At 71.6% G+C, this 16,225-nt stretch carries 13 protein-coding genes; 8 read left to right on the top strand and 5 right to left on the bottom strand.

What is annotated here, in order from left to right; genetic code table 11:
- Nucleotides 1–5: 5 nt before the first annotated feature.
- The gene (locus ACIBQX_RS09530) at nucleotides 6–1,079 is read left to right on the top strand and encodes a dihydrodipicolinate synthase family protein (protein WP_397002464.1); all 1,074 of its coding nucleotides are present in this window, start codon (nucleotides 6–8) and stop codon (nucleotides 1,077–1,079) included.
- 19 nt (nucleotides 1,080–1,098) lie between these two features.
- On the opposite strand, the gene ACIBQX_RS09525 is transcribed toward ACIBQX_RS09530, so the two are convergent.
- Nucleotides 1,099–2,304, bottom strand: a complete 1,206-nt coding sequence (locus ACIBQX_RS09525) for a hypothetical protein (RefSeq protein ID WP_397002462.1) — start codon at nucleotides 2,302–2,304, stop codon at nucleotides 1,099–1,101.
- 58 nt (nucleotides 2,305–2,362) lie between these two features.
- Here ACIBQX_RS09525 and ACIBQX_RS09520 point away from each other — a divergent pair, with 58 nt between their 5' ends.
- The 5 genes from ACIBQX_RS09520 (at nucleotide 2,363) to ACIBQX_RS09500 (ending at nucleotide 7,462) form a co-directional block, all read left to right on the top strand.
- Complete coding sequence (locus ACIBQX_RS09520) at nucleotides 2,363–3,526, top strand: DegT/DnrJ/EryC1/StrS family aminotransferase (RefSeq protein WP_397002460.1); 1,164 nt, start codon at nucleotides 2,363–2,365, stop codon at nucleotides 3,524–3,526.
- A gap of 86 nt (nucleotides 3,527–3,612) precedes the next feature.
- Nucleotides 3,613–4,857, top strand: coding sequence for an ABC transporter substrate-binding protein (locus ACIBQX_RS09515; RefSeq protein ID WP_397002458.1), 1,245 nt, complete (start codon nucleotides 3,613–3,615; stop codon nucleotides 4,855–4,857).
- A 25-nt stretch (nucleotides 4,858–4,882) separates the two neighbouring features.
- Nucleotides 4,883–5,749: a carbohydrate ABC transporter permease gene (locus ACIBQX_RS09510; RefSeq protein ID WP_397002456.1), complete on the top strand. Its 867-nt coding sequence runs from the start codon at nucleotides 4,883–4,885 to the stop codon at nucleotides 5,747–5,749.
- Nucleotides 5,746–6,573 carry a carbohydrate ABC transporter permease gene (locus ACIBQX_RS09505; RefSeq protein WP_397002454.1) on the top strand — a complete coding sequence of 276 codons (828 nt, stop codon included), beginning with the start codon at nucleotides 5,746–5,748 and terminating at the stop codon, nucleotides 6,571–6,573. The genes ACIBQX_RS09510 and ACIBQX_RS09505 overlap by 4 nt, the downstream gene beginning before the upstream one ends.
- Nucleotides 6,574–6,583: 10 nt before the next feature.
- The gene (locus ACIBQX_RS09500) at nucleotides 6,584–7,462 is read left to right on the top strand and encodes a dihydrodipicolinate synthase family protein (RefSeq protein WP_397002452.1); all 879 of its coding nucleotides are present in this window, start codon (nucleotides 6,584–6,586) and stop codon (nucleotides 7,460–7,462) included.
- Here ACIBQX_RS09500 and ACIBQX_RS09495 read toward each other — a convergent pair.
- The 4 genes from ACIBQX_RS09495 to ACIBQX_RS09480 all read right to left on the bottom strand — a co-directional run bounded on the left by ACIBQX_RS09495 (nucleotide 7,459) and on the right by ACIBQX_RS09480 (nucleotide 12,153).
- Nucleotides 7,459–8,493 (bottom strand): S66 peptidase family protein, encoded by a 1,035-nt coding sequence (locus ACIBQX_RS09495; protein WP_397002450.1) that lies wholly within the window; start codon nucleotides 8,491–8,493, stop codon nucleotides 7,459–7,461. The genes ACIBQX_RS09500 and ACIBQX_RS09495 overlap by 4 nt on opposite strands.
- Nucleotides 8,494–8,666: 173 nt before the next feature.
- A complete protein-coding gene (locus ACIBQX_RS09490; RefSeq protein WP_397002448.1) occupies nucleotides 8,667–10,613 on the bottom strand; it encodes a hypothetical protein in 1,947 nt (648 codons plus the stop codon).
- Between the two features lie 56 nt (nucleotides 10,614–10,669).
- Nucleotides 10,670–11,386 (bottom strand): amidohydrolase family protein, encoded by a 717-nt coding sequence (locus ACIBQX_RS09485; RefSeq protein ID WP_397002446.1) that lies wholly within the window; start codon nucleotides 11,384–11,386, stop codon nucleotides 10,670–10,672.
- Nucleotides 11,383–12,153: an amidohydrolase family protein gene (locus tag ACIBQX_RS09480; protein ID WP_397002444.1), complete on the bottom strand. Its 771-nt coding sequence runs from the start codon at nucleotides 12,151–12,153 to the stop codon at nucleotides 11,383–11,385. The genes ACIBQX_RS09485 and ACIBQX_RS09480 overlap by 4 nt, the downstream gene beginning before the upstream one ends.
- Before the next feature lie 110 nt (nucleotides 12,154–12,263).
- On the opposite strand from ACIBQX_RS09480, the gene ACIBQX_RS09475 reads away from it, so the two are divergent.
- Together ACIBQX_RS09475 and ACIBQX_RS09470 are read left to right on the top strand one after the other, a co-directional pair.
- On the top strand, nucleotides 12,264–14,243 hold the full coding sequence (locus tag ACIBQX_RS09475; RefSeq protein WP_397002442.1) for a PQQ-binding-like beta-propeller repeat protein: 1,980 nt from the start codon (nucleotides 12,264–12,266) through the stop codon (nucleotides 14,241–14,243).
- Nucleotides 14,244–14,245: 2 nt separating this feature from the next.
- Entirely contained in the window at nucleotides 14,246–16,210 is a 1,965-nt protein-coding gene (locus ACIBQX_RS09470; protein WP_397002440.1) for a PQQ-binding-like beta-propeller repeat protein, read from the top strand.
- Nucleotides 16,211–16,225: the final 15 nt, after the last annotated feature.

The raw sequence follows: 16,225 nt of genomic DNA, 5'->3' as shown, positions 1-16,225 counted from the left end.
TTTTCATGATGAGGGGGACGAACGTGCTCAGCACGGTTCCAGAGGCGCAGATGTCGGTGCGTGACCTGTTCAGGCGCGGCCTGGTGATTCCGGCCCATCCGCTGGCCCTGACAGCGGACAGGAAGCTGGACGAGCGCCGCCAGCGGGCCCTGACCCGCTACTACGTGGACGCCGGGGCCGGCGGGCTGGCGGTGGGGGTGCACACCACGCAGTTCGCCATCCACGGCACCGGGCTGCTGCCTCCGGTGCTCGAACTGGCCGCTGAGACGGCCCGGGAGTTCGAGCGCGAGGTGGTGCTGGTGGCGGGCGCCACCGGTCCCACCGCGCAGGCGGTGGCGGAGGCCGAGCTGGCCAGGTCGCTCGGCTATCACATGGTGCTGCTGAGCCCGTACCGCGAGCTGGACGAGGACGGACTGGTCGAGCGGGCCCGAGCGGTGGGCGAGGTGCTGCCGGTGATCGGCTTCTACCTGCAGCCCGCGGTGGGCGGCCGGCCCTTGTCACGAGATTTCTGGACTCGTCTGGCGGGGATCGAGTCGGTGGTCGGGATCAAGGTCGCCCCCTTCGACCGCTACCGCACGCTCGACGTCCTGCACGGCGTGGTGCGCGCGGGCCGGACCGCCGAGGTCGCCCTCTACACGGGCAACGACGACCACATCCTGGCGGACCTCATCACGCCGCACCGGGTGGTGGTGGACGGGCGTGAGGTGGAGGTGGAGTTCGTCGGCGGCCTGCTGGGTCAGTGGGCGGTCTGGGTGCGGCGCGCGGTGGAGCTCCTGGAGGAGGCCAAGCTGGCCCGCGCCGGCGACGACACGGCGGTCCGGCGCCTGCTCAGCCTGGACGGCCACCTGACGGACGCGAACTCGGCCATCTTCGACACGGCCAACGACTTCCACGGGTGCATCCCCGGCATCCACGAGGTGCTGCGCCGCCAGGGCCTGCTGGCCGGCCGCTGGTGCCTGGACCCGGCGGAGGAGCTCTCCCCGGGGCAGCTCGCCGAGATCGACCGCGTCTGGGCGGCCTACCCCTGGCTCCGCGACGACGAGTTCGTCGCCGAGGGCCTGGACCGCTGGCTGTCCTGACCCGACGGTGAGCAGCGGATCAGAGCGTGAGCCGGTAGAGGGTGAGGGGGCGGCCGCTGGAGCCGCTGGTGAGGTTGCCGGTGCGCTCGGCCAGCCCGGCGAGCTCCAGGCGGTGCAGCATGCGGCGGGCGGTGCGCTGCTGGACGGCGAGGCGGTCGGCGATCTCGCGGGTGGTCAGCGGCTCGTCGCCGACGGCGGCCCGGGCCTCCAGGAGCTTCTCCAGGGTGGGCAGCGACAGGCCCACCCGGCGGGCGATGACCGAGAGGTTCTGCTCGGCCGCCGAGCCGGTGGGCACCGACTCCAGGACGATGTCGGTGTCGGCACGCAGCGACAGGACCGCGGCGACGTCGCCGATGCGGCGGGCGCGGGCCAGGGCGCGGCGGGCCAGGCTCTCCGCCTCCGCGGCGCTGCGGCCCAGGCCGAAGCCGACGCGCACCACCTGGTTCTGGACCGCCAGACGGGCCAGCATGGGCAGGCCGGTGAAGCCGACGGAGGCGTCGTACAGCGGGCCACGGGTCGTGACCAGCAGGTGCGTGCCGCCGCGGAAGGCGGCGACGGTGCCGCCCAGCGCGGTGGCCTCGCGCAGCAGGCCGTCGTCGTTCTCCACCTCGATCAGGCCGAGCGCGATCTGCGCGTCCTCCTGGGCCTGTCCCTCGGCGGTGAGCAGGAGTTGGCGCAGCGCGACCCGCACCGAGTGCACCGAGGGGGCCAGGCGCAGCACGTGCGGGCCGTCGCGGAGTGCCTCGTGCGCGGAGCTCAGGCAGGTGATCACCGGGTGCTGGGGGCCGCGGCGGTGGAAGGCGACCGCCTTCGCCGAGGTCATCTCCGGCCGGTAGGGCAGGATGCGCAGGTCCTGGGTGGGCAGCCCCGCCTCGGCGAACGTCGCCGTCACGTCGGCCGCCGACAGGGTGTCGATCGACAGGCGGGTCACGTCCTGCCCCTGGTGCTGGAGCCGGACCAGGGCGCTGAGCAGCGTCGCGCCCGTATAGTCGACGAACGCTGCGGGGCGGGTCAGCACGTCGGCGTCGCGGGAGAGCATGTACGGCACGATGCCGGTGAAGAGCCAGCCCTCGACGGCGGTGGCGTGCGCCTCCACGATCGCGGGCGCCTGCGCCTCGTGGTCGTAGTCGAGCCGCAGCGTGCTGACGCCCGGTTGCTCCTCGCAGGTGGCCGCGACCTGGTCGACCAGATCATGCGGACCGACGACACCGATGACGATTGCCACCCACGCCTCCTATCGCTTAATACGGTCAAGACCGCAATTATATCCTGTGAGGTACTCAGTGAAGTTCCCGTCCATGGCCGAGGCCGCGGGCCGCACACTCGGCGACGAAGAGGTGGCCGCCGCGGAACGGGTGATCCGCTCCGGCATGCTCAACTCCGTCTGGGGGACCGAGGCGCGCTCGCTCGAACGCGAGGTCGCGGAGCTGTACGGCGTGCGCCATGCGGTCGCGTGCAGCTCCGGCACCGCTGCCCTCCATCTTGCGGTCGTGGCCGCGGCGCCGGACCCCGGAGACGAGATCATCACGACGCCGATCACGGACTTCGGGACTGTGGCCCCCATCTTGGCGCAGAACGCCGTTCCTGTCTTCGCCGATGTGGATCCCTCGGACGGCAATCTCGATCCCGACGCCGTCGAGAAGCTGATCGGGCCGCGTACCCGGGCGATCATGGCAGTGCATCTGTTCGGGGCCGCGGCCCGGGTGGCGGAGCTGCGCGCGCTGGCCGACCGGCACGGCCTGGCCCTCATCGAGGACTGCGCCCAGGCCTGGCTCACGGAACTTCCCCCTGGGCTCCCCCCTGGGGGCCTGGCCGGGACCGTGGGCGACGTCGCCTGCCTGAGCCTGCAGCAGTGGAAGCACATCACCTGCGGTGACGGCGGCCTGGCGCTGACCGACGACGACGAGCTGGCCAGGCGGATGCGGCTGTTCTCGGACAAGGGCTGGGACCGCGCGGCCGGCCGCTCGTACGTCGCCTTCGGCCTGAACTACCGGATGACCGAGCTCCAGGCCGCCGTCGCGCGCGCCCAGCTCGCCAAGCTGCCCGAGGTGGTCGCGGCCCGCCGTCGCACCGCCCTGCGGCTCCTGGAGGCCCTGGAGGGACTGCCAGGGGTACGGCTTCCTCGGCCGCAGGGGCACTCCTGGTGGCTGTTCCCGCTGGTGCTGCCCGGGGGCGGCGCCCCGGAGCTGGCCGAACGGCTGCGGGAGGCCGGGATCCCGGCCCGCGCCGGCTATCTGGAGCAGCCGCTGAACCGCGCCCCCGTGTGGGACGCGCCGGTGTACGGAGCCTCCCACTACCCTCTGGAGGGCTACGCGCCCCGGTCGTGCCCGGAGGCCGAGCGGATGGTCGCCGAGACGCTGCTGATCATCGACTGGAACGAGAACTACACCCCCGACCACGCCGACCTCGTGGCCCGCGAACTGACGAAGTTCCGGCCTCGGCCGTAGTCACGGTCAGGTATCAGGCATTGACCTCGCCAACATGGCGTTACTAGGTTTCGGTCAGGACCGGTATTCATCGAAGGGATCCCGCCATGAAGAAGATAACGGCAGTCGGCGTCGCGGCCGCGCTGAGCGTCGCCGCCGCCGGGTGCGGATCGGACAGCGGTTCGGACAAGAGCGCCGTGACTCTGTGGATGTACCCCGTGATCAGCGACCAGGCCAAGAGCCAGGAGTTCTGGGCCAAGGTGGAGAAGGACTTCGAGACGAAGAACCCCACCGTCGACGTCACCATCGACCAGCAGCCCTGGGAGGGCCGCCAGGAGAAGGTCACCACGGCGCTGGTCTCGAAGAAGGGCTTCGACCTGGTCGTGCTCGGCCCCGACCAGATCCCGCAGTACGCCCAGCAGGGCACCATCGAGCCGGTCGACGACGTCGTGGCCCCCTCCAAGGCCGCCTACCTGCCGAACTCCCTCACCGCCCTCACCGTCGACGGCAAGCTCTACGGCGTCCCCATCTACCAGACGATCACCGCCCCCATCTACAACAAGAAGCTGTTCGCCGACGCGGGCGTGGACAAGGCGCCCGAGACGCTGGCCGAGCTCAAGGCCGCCGCCCCCAAGCTGGCCGCCGACAAGGTCGCGATCCTCGACTACCCGGGCAAGCCCGAGGTCAGCCTGAACCAGAGCTTCTACCCGTTCCTGTGGGCCAACGGCGGCACCGTCTTCACCCCCGACGGCAAGGGCGTGGCCTTCAACGGCCCCGAGGGCGTCGAGAGCCTGCAGCTCCTGCTCGACCTCAAGGCCGCCGGCGGACTGCCGGAGAACGCCCCCAGCAAGGGCAACGACATCGAGGGCGGCGCGCTGGCCGCCGGCAAGACCGCCATGTACCACGCGGCCACCGCCCTGCAGGCCGACCAGCTCGGTGCCGCGATCGGCGCGGAGAACGTGGGCATCGGCCTGCCGCTGGAGGGCGCCAAGCGGGTCGCGTTCGGCATCCCGGGCGGGCTCGTGCTGGCCAAGCACACCGAGAACAAGGACGCGGCCAAGAAGTTCGCCACCTTCCTTGCCTCGCCCGAGGTCGCCGGCGAGCTGGCCAAGGTGTCCGGCTTCTTCCCGGCCCGCACCGACGTGACGGTGCCGGACCAGTCGGCGGCGGCCAAGGAGTTCGCCAAGTCCCTCCCGTACGCCTTCCCCGGCGACACCCACCCCAAGGCCCGTCAGGTCATGGGCCTCATCGCCCCGCACATCCAGGCGGCCCTGCTCGGCAAGGAAGACGCCAAGACGGCCCTGGACGCGGCGGCCAAGGAGGCCACCACGCTGCTCGGCAGCGGTGGCTGAGCAGGACCTGCGAGAAAGGAAAACCGTGCGCCATCGCTTGCGTGACCCGGTCGCCGGGTTGCTGTTCGTGCTCCCCATGCTCGTCCTCTTCCTGATCTTCCGGATCTTCCCCTCACTGGGGGCGGCGGGCATGAGCCTGACCGACTGGAACATCGGCGGCGAGTGGAGCTTCATCGGCGCGGACAACTACACCAGGCTGCTCGACGATGTGAACTTCTGGATCAGCCTCCGGGTCACGCTGGTGTACGCCGCGATCTACGTACCGCTCACCGTCGTGGTGTCGCTCGGCACGGCGCTGCTGCTCAACCAGGTGGTCTTCATGCGCGGGCTGTTCCGCGGCATGCTGTTCCTGCCGTACGTCACCAGTTTCGTGCTGGCGGGCGTCATCTGGCGCTGGATCTACGAGTTCGACGGGCTGATCAACGGCCTGCTGGCCCATGCGGGCCTCGGCTCGGTGGCGTTCCTGCAGCAGACGTCGGTGGTGCTGCCCGCGCTGGCCGTGGTGTCGGTGTGGAAGGGGTTCGGCTACTCGATGCTGATCCTGCTCGCCGGCATCAAGTCCATCCCCGCCTCCTACCTGGAGGCGGCCACGGTCGACGGGGCGGGCGCCTGGCAGCGCTTCCGGAGGATCACCTTGCCGCTGCTCAAGCCCACGCTCTTCTTCGTGCTGGTGATCGAGACGATCAGCGCCTTCCAGGTCTTCGACACGATCTACGTGATGACCGGCGGCGGCCCCGCCAGGGCCAGCTACTCGCTCATCTACGGCATCTACGACCACGGCTTCCGTTCCTTCGACTTCGGTTACGCCGCCACCTGGGGCATGGTGCTGTTCGCGATCGTGCTGGTCGTGTCGCTGATCCAGCGCCGCTTCCTGGGACGGGGGGAGGTGTGACGGCGACCGCGCCGCGCGTGCGGCGCCGGGTCAGGTGGCCGCTCGTCGCCCTGCTGGCCTTGCTGTCGGTGCTGACCGTCAGCCCGTTCGCGGCCATGGTGATCGTGGCGCTCACGCCCGCGGGCAAGCCGACCGTGCCCGCCCAGTGGCCCGACTCGCTCACCCTCGACAACCTGACCAGGGTGCTGTCGTCGTCCGGGTTCGTGGACTGGACCCTCAACTCGGTCGTCTACTCGGTCGTCTCGGTGGTGGTCATCCTGCTCACCGCGTCGATGGCCGGCTACGCGTTCGCCAAGAAGCGCTTCCCCGGCCGCGACGCGATGTTCTGGACGTTCCTGGCCACCATGATGGTGCCGTTCCAGGCGACGCTCATCCCCACGTTCGTGATGGTCAACAGCCTCGACGGGGTGGACACGTTCTGGGGCCTGATCGTGCCGACGCTGGCCAACGCGCAGGCGGTGTTCCTGATGCGGCAGTTCATCCTGGGCCTGCCGGACGAGCTGTTCGACGCGGCCAAGGTCGACGGCGCCTCCGAGCTGCGGGTCTACCTGACGATCGTGGTGCCGCTGACCCGGCCGATCATGGCCACGCTGGGCGTGTTCGTGTTCCTGTGGCACTGGAACGACTTCCTCTGGCCGCTGGTCGTGGGCCAGAGCGACGCCACCAGGACCCTGACGGTCGGGCTGACCACGCTGCGCACCGAGGAGACGCAGCTGTCCCTGCTGATGGCCTCGGCGACCATCTCGGTGGTGCCGTGCCTGCTGGTGTTCTTCCTGCTGCAGCGCTACCTGGTCAACAGCATCGCGATGACCGGCTTCAAATAGGCTCGGCGGCGTGGACACCTCCGCGCGAGCCCTCCGTGACCGTCTGCGCGGCCGCCTCATCGCGGCCGCGGCCACCCCCATGACCGCGGCGGGGGAGGTGGATCCGGATGTCGTCGCCCGTTACCTCGCCGGCCTGGTCGAGGACGGCGCCGAAGGTCTCGCGGTGCTCGCCCACACCGGCCGGGGGCCGTTCCTGACGCCGGACGTGCGCGCCGCGGTGATCGAGCGCGGGGCCGCGCTCGGCGTCCCGGTGCTGGTCGGGGTGGGCGGAGGCGACCTGGAGAGCGCTGAGGACCAGGCCAGGATGGCCGCCCGCTGCGGGGCCGACGGCGTGCTGGTGTTCCCGCAGGCGGGCGACAGGCGGGCCCTGCACGAGGCCGTCTGGCAGGCGGCCCACCTGCCGATGATCGCCTTCGACCTCTACACCCGGCCCTGCCCGCCGCCCGCCCTGCGTGAGATCCTCCACCACCCCGGCGTCGCCGGCCTCAAGACGGCCCTGCTGTCGGACGCGATGGCCTGCCAGCGGGCCATCGCCTACACCCGGGAGGCGGGCCGGCTGCCGATCACCGGCGAGGACCGCATGTTCGGCCCGTCGCTGCTGTGGGGGGCCGAGGCGGCCCTGGTCGGCATCGCCGCCGCGCACGTGGACCTGACGGGCGCGGTCATGCGCGCCTTCCGCGGCACCGACCTGCCCGCCTTCCGCGAGGCCTCCGCCCGCCTGGACACGCTGGCCGAGGCCACCTTCACCGAGCCGATGGAGGGGTACGTCCAGCGCATGCTCTGGCTGGCGGCGGCCGAAGGCCGCATCCCGGACACACACGCCCACGACCCCTTCGCCCCGCCCCTGCCCGCCGGCGAGCGGGACCAGGTGCTCAAAGCGGTGCTCTAGTCCAGGGTCTGGGTGAGCTCGTCCCGGTCGGCGGTGTGCCGCACCCGGCCGCGCGCGCCGTTGACGATGGGCAGGTACGGCGGCACGTGGCCGCAGTCGACGTCGGCGAGGATCGGCACGCCGAGGCCGCCGAGCGCGTCCAGCACCGCCTCGTGCTGGGTGAGCGAGGGCAGGTCAGGGGCCCGCGTGCGGCCGACGAGGATCGCGCGGGCCGCGTCGAAGAACCCGGCCAGCCGCATGCCGTGCAGGTTGCGGCAGATGGTGGCCGCGTCATGCTCGCATGCTTCGACGTAGACGATCAGTCCGTCGTGGGCCTCGGCTCGTGCGAAGGCCGTCGTGTCGGCGTACCGGCTGCCGCTGAGGTTGCACAGCATCTCCACGCATCCGCCGATCAGACGGCCTTCGGCCTCGACGTCGCCGCCGCCGTCCAGGCGCGTCCACCGGCCAGGGGTGTCGAGGGTGAGCTCGCTCACCTCGGGCTGGGTCGCCCAGTCGTCCTGTCCGTGGGCCCGGTGGCGGTTGGGGGAGATCTGGGTGAAGGTGGTGCCCGGCTCCATGGTCACGATGTCCAGCCAGGAGAGCAGCCCCGGGGGCGGCTCGTAGGGGGTGTCCATCAGGTTGTTGCCGTGGATCGTGGCGATCCCGGTCAGCAGGGTCAGCGGCGTGAGGATCGTCGACAGGTCGGAGTAGCCCACCAGCCAGGTGGGCTCCGCCTCGCGCAGCGCGTCCCAGTCGAGCAGCGGCAGCAGGTCGATCATGGTCTCGCCGCCCCACGGGGGCACCACGGCCCTGACACGCGGGTCGGTGAGCATCGCCATCAGCTCGCGGGCCCGCTCGTCGGCCGGCGCGCTGACATGACGGGCGCCGTCCATGCAGTCGCCGACGACGACCTCGTATCCGCGCGCCTCCACCACCTTGACGGCGGCCTGGAGCCGAGGACGCAGGTCCGGGCCGACCCCGCTGGACGGGGCGGTGACGCCGACGAGGTCGCCGGGACGCAAGGGGGCTGGGTAGGTGATGGCCATACCCATGGTTACCACCGGGCCCGCCCGGCAGGCACCCGGTTTCTCAGCGGCGAGCGACCTCTGCGCGGGTGACGCCGCACCCGATCAGCCGGTCTTCGCCGCGATCGCCAGGCGAGGTGGCCAAACGGCGGGACGGCTCGTCCCGGGCGGGCGGAGCGGGTGTCCGGCGTCCGGGATCTTCAGCGGCGGCCGGTGATGGCGATGCGGACCAGGTTACGGCCCTTCACCCCGAACAGCGCCTCCCGGGAGGGGTCCAGCGCCAGCTTCGGCTCGCCGCCGAACCACTGGCCCGCCAGGCCCGAGACGATCGGCTCGGCGGTGAACGCGACCAGGTCGATCTTGTAGACCTGGTCGCCGTCCGTGCAGTAGGCGACCCTGCCGACGACATGCAGGTCGCTGCCACGGGTGCTGACCTTGAGCGTCCGGGTGACCTTCTTGCGCCGCAGGTCGAACTCGAACACCTCGCCCGTGCTGGAGATGCCGTACAGGGTGCGGGCGCCGAGCGCGAGTGAGACGATCGAGCGGGCGCCGGGCAGGGGTTCGAGCTCCCACAGCAGCTTGCGCTGGACGAGGTCGTAGGCGGCCAGGCGGGCGGTGGTGGTGACCGGGGGCAGACCGAGGCCCTCCTGGACCAGGGTGCCGAGGTAGGCGGTGCCGTGCTTGGTGGCGACCGAGTAGACGGTCTGGCGCTCCACGACGGGCCGCAGGGTGGTGTGCTCGCCGGTGCGGCGGGAGTAGAGGGTGAGGGCGCCGTTCATGTGGCCGGGCTCCGGCTGGGAGGGCATCACGATCAGGCCCGTCCTGGCGTCGTAGGCCAGGTCGCGCGGGCGGTCCTGCTGATTGCCCGCGCGGACCAGCAGCTCGGCCTCCGGCTCGCCGGCGCGGTGCGCGTAGAGCGCGGCCTGGGTGTAGACGCCGAGGTAGGTGGTGTCGCCGAGGGTGAGCATGGTCTTCGGCTCGCCGGGGATGGCGAGCCTGGTGACCTCGCCCGAGGCCAGGTCGTGGATGTCGGCGCCGCTCTTGCCGCCCACGTAGACGCGTTCGCCGTCGCTGTGCACGGACATCGGCTGCTCGGGCGCGGCCTTGAAGCCGCGCTGCACCAGGTTGCGGTAGTCGATGGCTCCCGTGGCCGGGTCGTAGACGAACACCGCGTTGTCCTGCACGCCGTAGATGCGGCCCTCGTGTTCGAGGATGCGGTGGGTGGCGGCCTCGAAGTACGGCACGCCGAGGACTTCGAGCTCGCCCGAGGCCAGGCCGTAGCGGTAGAAGGTGCCGGTGGGGCGGCCCGCGAAGTAGACGAAGCCGTCGTGGATGAGCACCGAGACGATGTACTTCTCGCCCGGGGCCGTGGCCTTGACGACCTGGTGGTCCGCCGGGTTCGCCTTGTCCAGGACGACCACCTCGGCCAGGGAGTTCATGCCGCCCGCGATGTGCGTGTCGGAGACGTGCATGCTCGACACCCAGTCGCGGTCGGCCAGGGCGGCGGGCAGGAGGTCCTTCTTCTCGCCGGTGACCCGGTCGATGGCGATGAGGTGGGCGTTGGCGCCCACTCCCGCGTAGACGAACTTGTCGTCGGCCTGGATGCTGCGCACGTACGCCTCGCCGGGGGCGGCCTCGCCCAGGTCGCGGCTGACCCCGGTCGCCGGGTCGTACTCCTTGACCTTGCCCGGCTCGGAGGTGCCCAGGTAGATCTTGCCGTCGGGGGAGGCGGCCAGGGTCCAGATGAAGTGGTCGGGGTACTCGGCGACCTTGGTGATCGTGCCCGCCACCGTGTCGATCCTGTAGAGGTCGGAGCGGGAGTGGGTGCCGACGTAGACGTCGGTGCCCACCTTGCACATCGCCCAGACGCCGATGCCGGTGGGGATGTCGAAGTGGGCGGTGACCGCGTCCTCGGACAGGTCGTACGCGCCGACGACGTTCGGTGACAGGCCGCGGGATCCGGCGTACAGGACGTCGCCCACGAACTCGGCGTTGCCGAGCGGGCTGGCGACGCTGGCCGGGCCGAGGTCGGTCAGGGTGCCTTCGGGTACGCCGGTCGCCGCGTGGGCGGCTCCGGCGGTGAGGGGGAGAGAGGCGGCCACCGTGGTGGTGGCGGCCGCCAGCAGGAAACGACGGCGGGGGATCATGCGCGGGCTCCCTAGGTAAGTTTCGCCGCACGCTATAACGGGCTGGGCCGTAATGTCTAGATCGAGAAAAGCTCGGCCGCGTTCCGCCAGGCGATCCGCTCGGCGGTCTCGGCGCTCAGCCCGGCCGCCGCCACCGCGCCGTACGCCGAGGACGGGTCGATCAGGGTGGCGTCCGTGCCGAACAGGAGCTGCCTGTCGTCCACGGCCGCCGCCACCGCGGCGATGCGGCCCGCCGGGGCATGTGACCAGCAGGGTTCGAGGTAGAGCCGGTCGCAGGCGTTCGCGGCCTCGATGGCGTGCGCGAAACCGTCGGCGCCCATGTGCCCGGCGATCACCCGCAGGCCCGGCGTGTCCAGGCAGAGCTGGGCCAGCCCGAGCACCGAGGTCCCCCAGGTGTGCACGAGCGCCGGGAGCCCCGCCTCGGCGGCCAGCTCCAGCGCGTCGCGCAGCTGGGGCGAGGTGACGGGGGAGCCGGTGTAGTCGGTGTGGATCTTGACCCCGGCCCACCTGCCGGACGGGAGCAGCTCGCGCAGGTCCCTGGCCGCCTCGCGCAGCCGCCGGGGGTTGACCGTGACGTACCCGTACAGCCTGTCCTGGCCCGCCAGCACCCCGGCCAGCGCGCGGTTGCCCGCCGGCGCGTCGTAGATGACGGCCTCGGTGGCCGACACGATGGCCCGGTCGATGCCGTAGCGGTCCATCGTGGCCAGGCTCGCCTCGGCGACGTCCATGGTGAAGAACCACGGGCCCCAGTGGGCGTGCACATCGATGATCATGACAGCAGTCTCCTCGCGTTGCCCCCGGCCACGGCGGCGATCTCGTCGGGTGTCAGGCCGCTGGTCGCCAGTCGCAGCAGGGGGACGATCGGCTCGTAGTGCGGGGCGCGTGAGCCGTGCAGCAGCCGCTCGGCGCCCAGCTCGGCCGCCACGGTCTCCAGCGCGTCGGGGGAGTTGAGCAGGCGGGTGGAGGTGTGGAACCCCGGCTCCTCGCCGGCCGCCACCAGGAAGTCGCCCAGGTGGTAGAAGTGCGTGTCGAGGAAGACGACGCGGGCCCCGAGCCCGGCGAACGGCTGCCAGAACCTGCGCACGTCGCCGCCGGTGAGCACCACCAGGCCGAGCTCCGCCGCCCGGCGGGCGACATGCCGGACCGAGGGGAAGCCGGCCTCCACGCCCTGCTCGTCCGGGAACAGCCGCACCGCCCGGACCCCGGCCCCGGCCAGCCGGTCGAGCTCGCGGCCGGCCCCCAAGGGGTCACGCAGGTCCACCACCCCGACGGGCGTCCACGGCTGGCCCGAAGAAGCCCGATCGCCGGGTGGCGCCGAGCGGGCCAGGGCGAGCACCTCGTCGTTGCCCGAGCGCATGTCGAACAGGGCCGCGCGCAGGCTCGCCACCGCTCCCGCCCGGGTGCGGTGCGCCGCGAGCAGGCCCGCCACGGACTCGGGCGTCCCGGGCGGGCCGTCCCGGTCCGGGTAGGCCCCGACCAGGACGTCCACGTCCAGGGCCACCTCCAGCCCGCCGATCAGGCTCCACGCGTCGAATGCCATACCGGTCCCCTCCTTAATTGCCATGCGCGCCATCATGCCATTGACGGGCGATGCTCGTTTAGTTACGGTCTGGGCCAAAACCAAGCAGCAATGAACGCGAGGTCCTGGGCATGCTCCGATCCCTGCTGGTCGTCCTGACGCTCCTGTTACCCGCCCTCATCGCGCCACCCGCCGCACAGGCCGCCGTTCCAGGAACGTGCACAGAACCGGCCGTGCGCACCCACGGCCCGGCCTCGGTCACCGGGGCCATCGTCGGCGCCGCCGTCCATGAGGGCCACGCCTACGTCGTCACCCGCGGCCTGAAGCCGCCCATCCTGGCGGACATCGACCTGGCCACCCGCAAGGTCGTCCGGAGCGTCACCCTGCCCGACGGCCCGGCCACCGGGGAGCCCGAGGGCGGCTGGGCCACCGCGGTCTCCGGCGGCAAGGTCTACGTCGGCACCTACCCGGTGCCCGACCTCTACAGCTTCGACATCGCCACCGGCGAGGTCGAGCACCTGCACTCCTTCGGCAAGAACGGCGGCTTCGTCTGGAGCCTGGCGGCGGCCCCCGACGGCACCCTCTACGCGGGCACCTACCCGGACGGCAGAGTGCGGGAGTACGTCCCCGCGACCGGTGAGGTGCGTGACTTCGGCGTGCTGGCGACCGGCGAACGCTATGTCCGGGCGGTCGCGGCCGACGCCGGGTACGTCTACGCGGGCCTGCTGGACAAGGCCAAGCTCGTCCGTATCGACCGCGCGACCGGCGCGAAGCTCGACCTCGCCACCGTGCCGGCCGGCATCGGCTTCGTCGCCGACCACGGCGACCGCGTGCTAGCGCTCAGCGGCGGCACCCTCATCGACGTGCGCGACGACGGCACCGACGCCAGAACCGTCAGCCTGGCGACGGGCAGCCTGGACATGCTGACCGTCGCCTCCGACGGCACCGTCCACACCACCTCCCGCCCCGACGGCGCCGTCCACCGCTACCGCACCGGCGACACCGCGCTGACCAAGGTCGCCGACCCGCCGTCCCAGGACGACGAGACCCGGCGGCTCCACCAGCTCGACGAGCACACCCTGCTCGGCTTCTCCGGCAGCGGCGGCATGTGGTGGCTCGACCTGCGCACCGGCGAGTCACAGTTCGCCGACCTGATCGACGCCGGCCTGACGCCCGGCTCGGAACGCCCGCAGAGCATGCTGCTCGTCCCCAACCGCGCCCTCTACGTCGGCGGCCACTTCTCCATGGAGGTGCGCGACCTGCGCACCGGTGACAAGCGCCGCTTCCGCCTGTCCGGCGAACCCAAGGACCTGGTACGACGCGGCGACAAGATCTACGCGGCCATCTACCCCAGCGGCCAGATCGTCTCCATCGACATCCACACCGACCGCGTGCGCAGCCTCGGCTACCTGGGCCACGGGCAGCAGCGGCCATGGGACATCGAGTACGACCCGCGTACGGACAAGCTCCTGGTCGCCAGCGCCCCGCTGGGCGCCGACCTCAAGGGCGCCCTGTCCGTCGTCGACCCGGACACGGGCGAGATGGACGTGTACGTGGACGTCATCCCCGACCAGAGCCTGATGAGCCTGTCCCTGGACAGCCGCGCCGGCCTGGTCTACCTGGGCGGCGACGTGCTCGGCGGCGGAGGCGCCCCGCCGACGAAGACGGCCGCGTCGGTGGCCGCCTTCGACCTGAAGACCCGCACGGTGCTCTGGCAGGCCGACCCGATCCCCGGCCACCGCACCTTCCAGGACATCAAGGTGCACGACGGACTCCTGTACGGCGTGTACAAGCGGGACTCCGGCGTCTGGATCGCCCTCGACCCGGCCACCAGGAAGATCGTCCAGCAGGGCAAGCTGTCCGGTTACGGCGAGTTGACCGTGCACCGGGGCAGGGTGTTCGTCTCCACCTTCTTCGGCGGCGGCAACGCCTACCAGCTGGACGCCGAAGCCGGGGCCAAGCTGCTGGCCACCGGGCTGGGCGACGACTGGTACACCAACCCGCAGCTCCACTTCGAGCCCGGCTCCTGGAACGCCTGGGCGCTGGTGGGCAGGGACCTGGCCCGGATCAGGCTGGACCCGGACTGCCCGCCCGTGAACGCGAGGCCCTGACCATGCTCCGATCCCTGCTGATCGTCCTGACGTTGCTGTTGCCCGCGCTGGTCACGGCTCCGGCCGCCCAGGCCGCCGCCCCCACTGACTGCGCGGGACCGGCCGTGCGCACGTACGGCCCGGCCTCGGTGACGGCGGCCATCGTCGGCGCCGCCGTGCACGACGGGCGCGCCTACGTCGTGAGCCGTGGCCCGAAGCCGCCCGTGCTCGCCGAGCTCGACCTGGCGACCCGCAAGGTCGTCCGGAGCGTCACCCTGCCCGACGGCCCCGCGGAGGGCGAGCCGGAGGGCGGCTGGGCGATCGTGGTCTCCGGCGGCAAGGTCTACGTCGGCACCTACCCGGTGCCGGACCTCTACAGCTTCGACATCGCCACCGGCGAGGTCGAGCACCTGCACTCCTTCGGCAGGAACGGCGGCTTCGTCTGGAGCCTGGCGGCGGCCCCCGACGGCACGCTCTACGCGGGCACCTCGCCCGACGGCCGGGTGTGGGAGTACGTCCCGAGCACGGGCGCGGTCCGCAGGTTCGACGTGCTCGTCCAGGGCGAGCACTACGTGCGCGCGGTCGCGGCCGACGCCGGGTACGTCTACGCCGGCCTGCTGGAGAAGAACCGGCTCATGCGCGTCGACCGCGTCAGCGGCGCCGTCCAGGAACTGGCCGCCGGTGACGCCGGCATCGGCGTGGTCGCCGTCAACGGTGACCGGGTGCTGGCCGCCAGCGGCGGGGAGCTGATCGACGTGCGCAAGGACGGCACGGATCTGCGGCGCGTCCAGGTGGACTCGGGTCTCCTGGACGCCCTGACCCCGACGAGCGACGGCACCGTCTACGCCGCCTCCCGCCCTGACGGCACCGTGTACCGCTATCGGACCGGCGACACCGCCCTGACCAAGGTCATCGTCCCGCCGTCGGAGGGCGACGAGACCAGGCTGATCCACGTCGTCGACGAGAACACCGTGCTGGCCTTCGCGGGCAGCGGCGGCGTGTGGTGGCTGAACCCGGCCGCCGGCACGTCGGAGTTCGTCGACCTGATCGACGCCGGGATGCGACCGGGCGCCGAACGGCCCCAGAGCATGTTGCTCGTCCCCCACCAGGCGGTGTACGTCGGCGGTCACTTCTCGCTGGAGGTCCTCGACCTGCGCACCGGCCGCGAACGCAGGATCCGGGTGCCGGGCGAGCCCAAGGCCATGGTGCGGCGCGGTCACCTGATCTACGCCGCCATGTACCCCACGGGCGGGATCGTCTCCATCGACGTCCGCACTGACGAGGTGCGCACCCTCGGCCACATCGGCCACGGTCAGAAGCGGCCGTGGGACATCGAGTACGACCCGCGTACCGGCAAGCTCCTGGTCGCCACCGCCCCGTTGGCGGCCGACCTGCAGGGCGCCCTGTCCGTGGTCGACCCGCACACCGGGAAGATGGACGTCCACGTGGGCGTCATCGCCGACCAGAGCATCATGAGCCTGTCCCTCGACGCCGACCGGGGCGTGGTCTATCTAGGGGGTGACGTGCTCGGCGGCGGAGGCACCCCGCCCACCAGGACCTCCGCCTCGGTCGCCGCCTTCGACCTGAAGACCCGCACGGTGCTCTGGGAGGTGGACCCGGTGCCGGGCCACCGCACGTTCCAGGACATCAAGGTGCACGACGGCCTGCTGTACGGATCGTACAAGCGTGACTCCGGATCCTGGATGGTCATGGACCTGGCGACGCGGCAGGTCGTCCGGCAGGGCAAGGTGTCCGGATACGGCGAGCTGACCATGCAGCGGAGCCGGATCTTCCTGTCCGCGTTCCGGGAGGGCGGCAACGCCTACGAACTGGACGTCGAGGACGGGGCCACGCTGCTGGCCACCGGCCTGGGCGACGAATGGCACACCAACCCGCAGGTCCATTTCGAGCCCCGCTCCTGGTACGCCTGGGGGTTGGTGGGCAGGGAGCTGGCCAGGATCAGGCTGGACCCGGCCTGCCCGGCTTGACCGTCATCGAGCAGC

This window comes from Nonomuraea sp. NPDC049714 (assembly GCF_044465295.1).
Classification (GTDB): domain Bacteria; phylum Actinomycetota; class Actinomycetes; order Streptosporangiales; family Streptosporangiaceae; genus Nonomuraea.
Note: the sequence above shows the minus strand (reverse complement) of the source record. Positions and strands in the feature narration are given on the sequence as shown.

Coding starts and splice junctions, on each gene's coding strand:
- ACIBQX_RS09475 (WP_397002442.1), top strand. CDS start 12,264: ATGCTCCGATCCCTGCTGGTCGTCCTGACGCTCCTGTTACCCGCCCTC.
- ACIBQX_RS09515 (WP_397002458.1), top strand. CDS start 3,613: ATGAAGAAGATAACGGCAGTCGGCGTCGCGGCCGCGCTGAGCGTCGCC.
- ACIBQX_RS09495 (WP_397002450.1), bottom strand. CDS start 8,493: ATGGGTATGGCCATCACCTACCCAGCCCCCTTGCGTCCCGGCGACCTC.
- ACIBQX_RS09470 (WP_397002440.1), top strand. CDS start 14,246: ATGCTCCGATCCCTGCTGATCGTCCTGACGTTGCTGTTGCCCGCGCTG.
- ACIBQX_RS09485 (WP_397002446.1), bottom strand. CDS start 11,386: ATGATCATCGATGTGCACGCCCACTGGGGCCCGTGGTTCTTCACCATG.
- ACIBQX_RS09530 (WP_397002464.1), top strand. CDS start 6: ATGATGAGGGGGACGAACGTGCTCAGCACGGTTCCAGAGGCGCAGATG.
- ACIBQX_RS09480 (WP_397002444.1), bottom strand. CDS start 12,153: ATGGCATTCGACGCGTGGAGCCTGATCGGCGGGCTGGAGGTGGCCCTG.
- ACIBQX_RS09490 (WP_397002448.1), bottom strand. CDS start 10,613: ATGATCCCCCGCCGTCGTTTCCTGCTGGCGGCCGCCACCACCACGGTG.